Annotated in this window: 10 protein-coding genes; 2 read left to right on the top strand and 8 right to left on the bottom strand. The window is 66.0% G+C overall.

Annotation, left to right across the window (positions count from 1 at the left end; all coding sequences use genetic code 11):
- Positions 1-422: 422 nt before the first annotated feature.
- From I2E26_RS03560 to I2E26_RS03525, 8 genes are all read right to left on the bottom strand, one after another.
- Positions 423-791, bottom strand: coding sequence for a hypothetical protein (locus I2E26_RS03560; protein WP_195419632.1), 369 nt, complete (start codon positions 789-791; stop codon positions 423-425).
- 108 nt (positions 792-899) lie between these two features.
- On the bottom strand, positions 900-1,802 hold the full coding sequence (locus I2E26_RS03555; RefSeq protein WP_229056385.1) for a HAMP domain-containing sensor histidine kinase: 903 nt from the start codon (positions 1,800-1,802) through the stop codon (positions 900-902).
- 79 nt (positions 1,803-1,881) lie between these two features.
- Entirely contained in the window at positions 1,882-2,820 is a 939-nt protein-coding gene (locus I2E26_RS03550) for a hypothetical protein (protein ID WP_195419631.1), read from the bottom strand.
- Positions 2,821-2,823: 3 nt separating this feature from the next.
- The gene (locus I2E26_RS03545; RefSeq protein ID WP_195419630.1) at positions 2,824-3,027 is read right to left on the bottom strand and encodes a hypothetical protein; all 204 of its coding nucleotides are present in this window, start codon (positions 3,025-3,027) and stop codon (positions 2,824-2,826) included.
- The gene (locus I2E26_RS03540) at positions 3,020-3,997 is read right to left on the bottom strand and encodes an ABC transporter ATP-binding protein (RefSeq protein ID WP_195419629.1); all 978 of its coding nucleotides are present in this window, start codon (positions 3,995-3,997) and stop codon (positions 3,020-3,022) included. The genes I2E26_RS03545 and I2E26_RS03540 overlap by 8 nt, the downstream gene beginning before the upstream one ends.
- A 105-nt stretch (positions 3,998-4,102) precedes the next feature.
- Complete coding sequence (locus I2E26_RS03535) at positions 4,103-4,840, bottom strand: response regulator transcription factor (protein WP_229056384.1); 738 nt, start codon at positions 4,838-4,840, stop codon at positions 4,103-4,105.
- Between the two features lie 111 nt (positions 4,841-4,951).
- Complete coding sequence (locus tag I2E26_RS03530) at positions 4,952-5,146, bottom strand: Arc family DNA binding domain-containing protein (RefSeq protein ID WP_195419627.1); 195 nt, start codon at positions 5,144-5,146, stop codon at positions 4,952-4,954.
- An 89-nt stretch (positions 5,147-5,235) separates the two neighbouring features.
- Complete coding sequence (locus tag I2E26_RS03525; RefSeq protein ID WP_195419626.1) at positions 5,236-6,255, bottom strand: SPFH domain-containing protein; 1,020 nt, start codon at positions 6,253-6,255, stop codon at positions 5,236-5,238.
- 392 nt (positions 6,256-6,647) lie between these two features.
- On the opposite strand from I2E26_RS03525, the gene I2E26_RS09060 reads away from it, so the two are divergent.
- A complete protein-coding gene (locus I2E26_RS09060) occupies positions 6,648-7,136 on the top strand; it encodes an MFS transporter (protein WP_229056383.1) in 489 nt (162 codons plus the stop codon).
- Entirely contained in the window at positions 7,079-7,897 is an 819-nt protein-coding gene (locus I2E26_RS03520) for an MFS transporter (RefSeq protein WP_229056382.1), read from the top strand. Before I2E26_RS09060 ends, I2E26_RS03520 begins: the two co-directional genes overlap by 58 nt.
- The last annotated feature ends 296 nt before the right edge of the window (positions 7,898-8,193 follow it).

The raw sequence follows: 8,193 nt of genomic DNA, 5'->3' as shown, positions 1-8,193 counted from the left end.
TCTTGATCTGGTTGCTGATGTCCATCGTCACCTCCCGGTCGTGGGGGAGCGTCTCGCGGATATGCCGCGGGCGCTATCGAATCTGTTGTACATCATATGCGGCAAGGTCCGCCAGCTGCTGTAAAAACTGTTTTACACCATCTCTACCTGCGGTAATGAAGCTCTGGACGGGATAAAGCGAGAAACGGTGGCGTATGGGATCGGGTGTCCTTGCATCGGGCACATCGTGTTTCGTGCTCGATTGTGCGGCGCCCTCCCCTTCGAAGTGAGTGGGTTTTTCTGATTGCGTGGAGCCCTCTCCCTCGAAGTGAGTGATTATTTTGAGAGTCGAATGTATGCTCCACTACAATGCAGTGCTCAACTGGGCGTATAGTGCTCTATTCCAAGTGAATGTACGGTGTCTCCGAGGCGTCTAGATTTTTTCACTCACTTCGGGGGTGAGAGCCGCGTCCATGCGTCATCCAGGCGCGCATGCCCATGGCGGCGTAGCCGATCGCGGCACAGACGATGCCATGAAATGCGAGATCCTGGCTGCCCTCGATCGCGAGGGGGAACAAGAGTGCGAAGGCGATCCCGAGCGCCGCGGGTATCCAGAAGAGCGTCCTCGCAGAGCTCGCGGCGAGCTGTCCGAGGCAGGCCGCCGTTGCGGGGAGCGCGAGGTAGATCAGCGCCATCATGGCAATCATGCCCGCATCGGGCGGGACGGCGCTTACCAGGAGGGCGGGGACCGCCCAGCAGGCGCCGACGGTTGCGAGCGATGCGATGAGGGACGTGCGCGCGGTGGCGTTCATGGAGCACCTCCTAAACGGGAATCGCCCCCATTCTGGCATGGGGAGCCGAAAATGGGGGCGATGGTATCGGCGGATGGATGCGAAGCCGTCCGTTTTGCCGTTCGATGGCTATCGCAACTCGATGGTGAGTCGCCCCCTGTCGAGCCGTGCCCCGAGTGACATGTCCATGGCCGCGGCGAGCTTCGCGGCGGTCGCGAGCCCGAGTCCCGACCCGCCGGCCTGCCGCGCGGCGTCCGCGCGGTAGAAACGGTCGAAGAGGTGCTCGACGTCGATCGCCTCGGGGCGCTCGACGCGGTTCTCGATCCTGAGGACGGGGCGTTCGGACTCGTCGGAAAGGGTGATCCTCGGCGCGCTCGATCCGTGTCGCAGGGCGTTCGAGACGAGGTTCTCCACGATGCGCTCCAGCGCCTGCCGGTTGGCCTCCACGACGCGCGGCGCATCCGCTCCCGACACGACCGGCTCCCATCCGAGGCGCTCGAAATCCGGATAGTGCCCGAGCAGGCATTGCTCGACGACCTCGCGCAGGTCGACGGGTTCTGTGTCGAGCGCGAGGTCGGGGTCGCTCGCCTTGGTGTAGGAGAAGAGCGCGTCGAGAAGCTCGGAGGTTCGGTCGATGCGCTCGACCGCAGCGTCGATGCGTCGCCGTTCCAGCTCTGGGTCCGGCTCATCGACGGCGAGCTGCAGATAGCCCTTCGCCCCCGTGAGCGGGGTCCGTATGTCGTGCGAGAGCGCGGAGAGGTCGCGCTGGAAGTCCCGCTGGGCCCGCATGCTGGCAACATGCGCCTGCATGGTGCGGTCGAGCTCCCCATTGATCGCCTCGGCGAGCTCTGCGATTCCCGGGGCGCGCGAGCCGATGGTGACGCGCGCGTTGGCGGACGCACCGCCGTTCAGCCTCGCGTCGAGCAATCGCGCGATCCGACGTAACTCGGGCGCATACGCCGCGGTCGTGATGAGCGCGCCCGCGAGGACGCCGATTGCGAGCATGAGTACGGCGAGTGCTCCAGGGGACATGGTTGCCTCCAAATCCGTGAACCTCCCCTCCCGTCATCCGGGTAGGGGAGGTGGTTCGATGATGTGCTTCAGCTGGCGGTTAGATACCGCGTCGACGGGCTACGAGGACGAACAGCGCGCTGCCCGCAGCGACCCAGAGCACGCCCACGAGCACGGCCCATGCGCCGACTGGCAAGGGCCCGACGACCGGTAGGGAGGGGCCCGACCCGAAGATGGAGCACAGCCAGGTCATGGGGGCCTCGGCGAGGGGCATGGAGGACGCGGGCTCGAGGATGCCGGCGGCACCGTATCCGAGCACCTCCAGGACCGTGCTGGGCATCCATGTGGCGATGGCGTTCAGCGCCGGCGCGATCGGCGCGACGGCCTGCGACTGCCCCGCAAGCAGGGCGGCGGTGGCGACGAGCATGGGGACGACGCCCATGACCAGGGTGAAGGCGAAGACGTACGTGGGAAGCTTCTTGCGGAGGAGCAGGGTGCATGCCATGGAGATGACGGTGAGCGCCCAGGTTGCCAGCCAGATGCCCGCAAGCCAGATCCCGAACTCGCCGACGCCGTCGAGGCCCGCGAAGGTGACGCCCAGGGGCAGGGCGAGTAGCAGCCAGGCGCAGAGGAGATGGAAGACCGCGCCGGCTGCGACCATGATCGCGGACCAGATGCCCGCGAAGGCCGCCTTCTCCAGGAAGTAGGAGAAGCGTCCGCGAAGCGATGAGGTCAGGGACTTGATGAATCCATCGTTGAGGTCCGTGAACAGGTACTCGATCATTCCGAAGGTGCTCGCTATGCCGACGAGCGAGACGCTTCCGAGCAGGGCGGGGCCGAGGAAGATGGATGGGGTGGCGAGGTCCCGTCGGGGATCGAGCGCCATGAGCCCGCCGCCTCCTTGCGAGATGACGAAGGCGTCGAGCCCGACCTCGAGGATCGCGACGCCGAGCAGGACGGAGAGATATTGCCACAGGGGACCGCGGAATCCGCGGATGCGCGTGCAGCGGTAGATGTCGGCTCGAATGAGGTTCAGCATGGTTTACCTTCCTTTCCGGGAGGTGAGGAGGATGTAGCAGAGGAGCGCGGCGAGCGCGATGTCGATCAGGAGGTTGATGGCGGGCGCGATCTGCCCTAGGTTCGGCAGCGCGATGCGCGCATGGGCGAGCGGTCCCAGCAGGGAGGGAACGGCTTCACCCGGTACGAGCCGGGTTGCAGTGGCACCGAGGAGCGGCAGACTACGCATCCGCTCCGCCCATCAGCTCCACGAAGTACTCCTCGATGTCGCGTTCGACGTGGGCGAGCTCCAGGATGAGCTGGCCGTGGTCGGTGAGCGTCCTCGCTATGTCCTCCGGGGAAGGCGTCGCGTTCGACGCCGGGTCGGCGGCGGCGCCGCCGAAGCGCGCGGCGGCGTGTCGGGCCGGCGCACTGGCGATGATCGAGCCGTCCGGCTCTGCTCGCAGGGCCGCCCCGGGCAGCTCCTCCTCCAGGATCGCGAGCGCGCGAGCGGGGTCGCTCGTTCTCACGCGGATCGAACTGCCGCATTCCTGGTGCAGCTCGTCCACGGAGAGCTCGCGGACCATGTGGCCCGATCGGATCACGCCGAAGCTCGTCGCCATGCGGTCGAGCTGGTCGAGCACGTGGCTCGAGATGACCATGGTCACGCCGCGCTCCCGATTGAGCCGCACGAGGGCGTTTCGCATCTTCCTCGTCGACTCGGGGTCGAGGCCGTTGAAGGGCTCGTCGAGCAGGAGCAGGTCCGGTCCGCCCACGAGCGCGAGCGCGAGGCCCAGGCGCTGCTTCATGCCCAGGGAGAACTTCTTGACGCGCGTGGCCCCCGTGTCGTCGAGTCCGACGAGTTCGAGCAGCTCCCGGCAGTGGGCGTCCGGGCGGACGACCCCGATGGCGATCGCCTTGCACATGAGGTTCTCGAGGGCGGAGAAGGTGGGCAGGATGCCGGGATCCTCGATGAGCGCGCCGACGCGGGAGAATTCCTGGCCCGAGCGCTGCGCCCGGGGCTGCGTTCCGAAGAGCTCGATCGATCCAGAGGACGGGTTGACGAGCCCCGCGATCATCTTCATCGCGGTCGACTTGCCCGCGCCGTTCTTGCCTACGAATCCGTAGATCTCGCCGGCGGCGACGTGCATGTCGAGGTTATCGACGGCGCGTCGCTTTCCATAGGAGCGCGAGAGCGCGCGGGTCTCGATGATGTTCATGGTGCCTCCTTGCAGTCCAGCATCAACTTGTTTACAAGGATGCGACCCATCTCTTGATAAAGTCCGAAGCAAACCTAAAGAAAGGGTAAAGTCCGCCTCGGCGGGCTAGCGCTCGCCCTCGTCGAGTTTGAAGCCGATACCCCAGATCGTCTTGATGTAGGCGTCGGTACCCGATGCCTTGAGCTTGGCGCGGATATTGGAGACGTGGACCGTTACCGTGTTGTCGTCGCCGGCGTAGGGCTCGCCCCAAGCGGCCTCGAAGAGCTCCTGCTTCGAGAAGGCGCGCCTGGGTTGGCGCATCAGGGTCTCGAGGAGGTTGAACTCGATGCGGGTGAGTTGGACCGGGGAGCCCGCCACGGAGAAGGCGCGCGAGGACGGGTCGAGCATCCAGTCTCGAAACGCGAGCGCGCCGCCGTGCTCGCTGTGCGGCGCACCGTCGCCGGCCTCCTGCGGTCGATGGCGCTTCGATCGATGGCGAAGCTGCACCTCGACGCGCGCCGCGAGCTCGTCGAGGTCGAAGGGCTTGGTGAGGTAGTCGTCGGCCCCGAGCCTGAGCAGCTCCACGCGGTCCGCGGTCGAGGTCCTCGCGGAGATGACGATCACGGGTAGGTCGGGGTCGGCTCGCCGCACGGTATCGATGAGCTGCTCTCCCGTCGCTCCGGGGAGCATCAGGTCGCATATGACGAGGTCGTAGGGCAGCGTCTCGCCGCGGCAGTCGAGCCGCATGAGGGCCTCGGATCCCGAGAACGCCTGCACGCAGGAATGCCCGCGCCGTGCGAGCTGGGCTGAGATGATCTCGTTGATATCGGCGTCGTCCTCGACGACCAGGATGCGCGCGGCCATGCAGGCCTCCTTGTCTGCAATTTGCTTCAGTTTGTCCATTATCGTCTTTTAGGAACGAGAATCCCCCCGAAAGCTCGATGCTCTCAGGGGGATTCGGTAGTGGTTGCGAGGTTATCGCTCGGTTCCGTCCGCCGTGTCGCCATCGGAGCTGCCGCGCTTCCGGGGCAGTCTCCCCGCGCGCTTGAGGGCGTCGCGCAAGATCCACTCCACCTGGCCGTTGGCGCTGCGCATCTCGTCGTCCGCCCAGCGCTGGACCGCTTCCCATACGGCGGGATCTATGCGGAGGGGGTATTGCTTGCGTGCCATGGCGTGCTTTCTTATCGGGGTGGGGTGCGGCGTGCCGGGAACGGTACCAGCGTATCAAATGCGGGGGACGTGCGGTATCGAGCGGGGCTCTAGTACAGAGAACCTGCGTTCAGCACCGGGTGCGCCTCGGACTCGCCACAGAGCACCACCATGAGGTTGGTGGCCATCTGCGTGCGGCGCTCGTCGTCAAGATCGATGGTGCCGCCGGCGGCCATCTCCTTCACGGCCATGTCGACCATGGAGACGGCGCCCTCGACGATCTTCTTGCGCGCGGCGATGACGGCCTCGGCCTGCTGGCGGCGCAGCATCGCCTGGGCGATCTCGGGGGAGTAGGCGAGGCGCCCGAGCCGGGCGTCGTCGACCTCGACGCCGGCGGGCGCCAGGCGCATCGCCAGCTCGCGGCGCAGGGCCTCGGAGACTTCCTCGACGTTGGCGCGCAGCGTGATGGCGCCGGAGGCGTCGGACTCGTCCTCCAGGTGGTCGTAGGCGTACACGCTGGCCACGTGGCGCAGTGCCGTCTCGGCCTGCATGGCCACGTAGCTCTGGTAATCGTCGACGTCGAACAGGGCTTTGGCGGTGTCGGCCACGTGCCACACCACGACGGTCGCGATCTCGATGGGGTTGCCCATCTTGTCGTTGACCTTCAGGCGCTCGCCGTTCAGGGTGCGCACGCGGGTGGAGATGGTGGTGGGGTTGCCCTTGGCGGCCTTTTGCGCGGCGGCCTTGGCGGCCTTCGAGTCGCTCATCTCGAGCTCGAGCATCTCGCCGAAGTTGGCGGTGGCCCCCATGCTCTTGCTGTAGAACGGGTTCGCCCAGAAGAAGCCCTCGTCGCGCACGGTGCCCACGTACTTGCCGAAGAGGATGCACACGCGCGCCTGGCCGGGCTGCAGCGAGAAGAAGCCGTTCAGCGGCAGGAACCAGAAGCAGAACGCGAGGATGCTGAGCCCCATGCCCCAGCCGTAGGCGGCCGGCGCGTCGACGCCGTCCGGCGTGCCGGCGATGCCGGTGACGCTCCATATGAAGAGGCCGACGATGCCGAGCAGCGCCGCGATGACGGCGGCGAGCATGCCGTAGCCCGACTTGGCCTTGAGTTGCTTTTCCACGCTCATGTGAGTTCCTTTCACGACTGCGCCGGCGTTTGCGTGACGGCCCCGGCGCCGCCCCTCAGATTGCGATGGGGAGGGGGCGAGTCCCCGAGCAGTCCGTGCGACTGCTGATTGCATTGTGATATCACATTGAAACCATGTCAAGAAAAATCGGGTGCCGTCTCACATGGCATAGGTGGTGCGGGCGCCCAGCATCTACGCTCCGTAGAGGCTTCCCTGTTGCATCTCGGCTCGCGAGTCCCTATAATAGCTCCACTCACGACTGAAGGTTTACCTCGAGATTTGGAAAGGGGAGCTGCGCCATGCTTGCTTCCATGAGGATCTGGCTCTAGCCACGGTCGCGTGAGCGACCGGTACTTCGCTGCATACCACCGATCGCATCAAAGGATTATTCCATGACACAACCGAATCCCCGCGCTTCTTGGAAGCGCTCGCTCGCCATCGTCTGGATCGGCGAGTTCTTCTCCGTGCTCTCGAGCTCCATCTTGCAGATGGGCCTCATCTGGCACGTCACTCTCACCACCGGCTCCGCGAGCGCCCTGTCGTTCGTGAGTCTGGCGGCCTTCTTGCCCATGGCGCTCCTCGGCGCCTTCGCGGGCACCATCGTGGACCGCACGTCCATCAAGCGCCTCATGATCGGCGCCGACCTCTTCATCGCCGCAGTGAGCCTCACGCTCGTCTTTGGCTCGCTTCGGGGCGACCTTTCCGTCGCCGCCGTGGCGGCGGTGCTGTTCGTCCGCGCGCTGGGCAGCACCCTCCACACGCCCGCGTTCAACGCGCTCACGCCGCTCATCGCCCGCCCGAGGCGCTCGGCAAGCTGGCGGGCATGCTGCAGTTCATGCAGTCGGGCAGCTACATCATCGGCAACGCCATCGCCGCGGTGATCTACCCGGCGTTCGGCCTGACCTTCATGATCGCCCTCGACGTGGCCGGCGCGGTGCTCGCGAGCATCGCGGTGGCGGCCTCCGGTATCAAGACGCCGGCGCCCGAGCGTCGCACGCCCGAGGAGAACGCCGAGGCGTCGCGCCATGCGGTGCGGGCCTTCCTATCGGAGACGGCAGGTGGCTACCGCGAGCTCAAGCGCCATCGCGGCCTGTTCGCCATGCTCTGGATAGGCTTCGCGTTCTCGGTGCTGTTCTCGCCCATATCCGCGTTGTTCCCGCTTATGGTGTTCGACCATTTCGGGGGCACTACAACGCAGTCGGCCATCGCCGAGATCGCGTTCTCGGTCGGCATGATCGCGGCGAGCGGCTGGATCGGGGCGACAGGCGGCCTCAAGAACCGTTCGCTCTCGTGCACGCTCGCGATCGCCCTTTTCGGCGCGGTTACGCTCGCGGGCGGCCTCGTGCCCCCTTCGGCACTCGTCGTTTTCTTGGGCCTCACGTTCGCGATGGGCGTGTCGAGTCCGCTCTACAGTGCGCCGCAGATGGCGCTCATGCAGGAACGCGTCGACCCCGAGTGCATGGGCCGCGTCTTCGGCTTGTACGGGGCGGTCTGCAGCTGGGCCATGCCCGTGGGGCTCGTCGCGTCGACCTTGTTCGCGGACGCCATCGGCGTGAGCGTGTGCTTCGTGCTCATCGGTGCTGCGATGATGATTCTCGCGGGAATCACCTGGTCGATCCCGAGCATCAGGAAGATCGGGTAGCGCTTCGGCGGAGCGCGTTTCGTTTCGGACGGCTCGCGTAGGGCCGCTGCGACGTGAAGGGCGGTCGACGGTGCGCCTGCAAGGGCGCCGTCGGCCGCCCTTTTGCTTGGTTCGTTTAGCCCGGCGTCGACCATCATCTGCTCGCCGGGCGATTGCGATGCCGCCGCTTGCCGATACGCGGCCCCTTACGATGCGCGCATCCCATCGTTCTGGTAGTGTTTCCCGCAGTCGATTATTTCGTGCCCGAGGCGGTGGCCCCTATGAGTAATCTGCTCGAATCCATTCTGCGCGTCGCG

It is taken from the genome of Collinsella sp. D33t1_170424_A12, assembly GCF_015554865.1.
In the GTDB taxonomy this organism is placed as follows: Bacteria; Actinomycetota; Coriobacteriia; order Coriobacteriales; family Coriobacteriaceae; genus Collinsella.
Note: the sequence above shows the minus strand (reverse complement) of the source record. Positions and strands in the feature narration are given on the sequence as shown.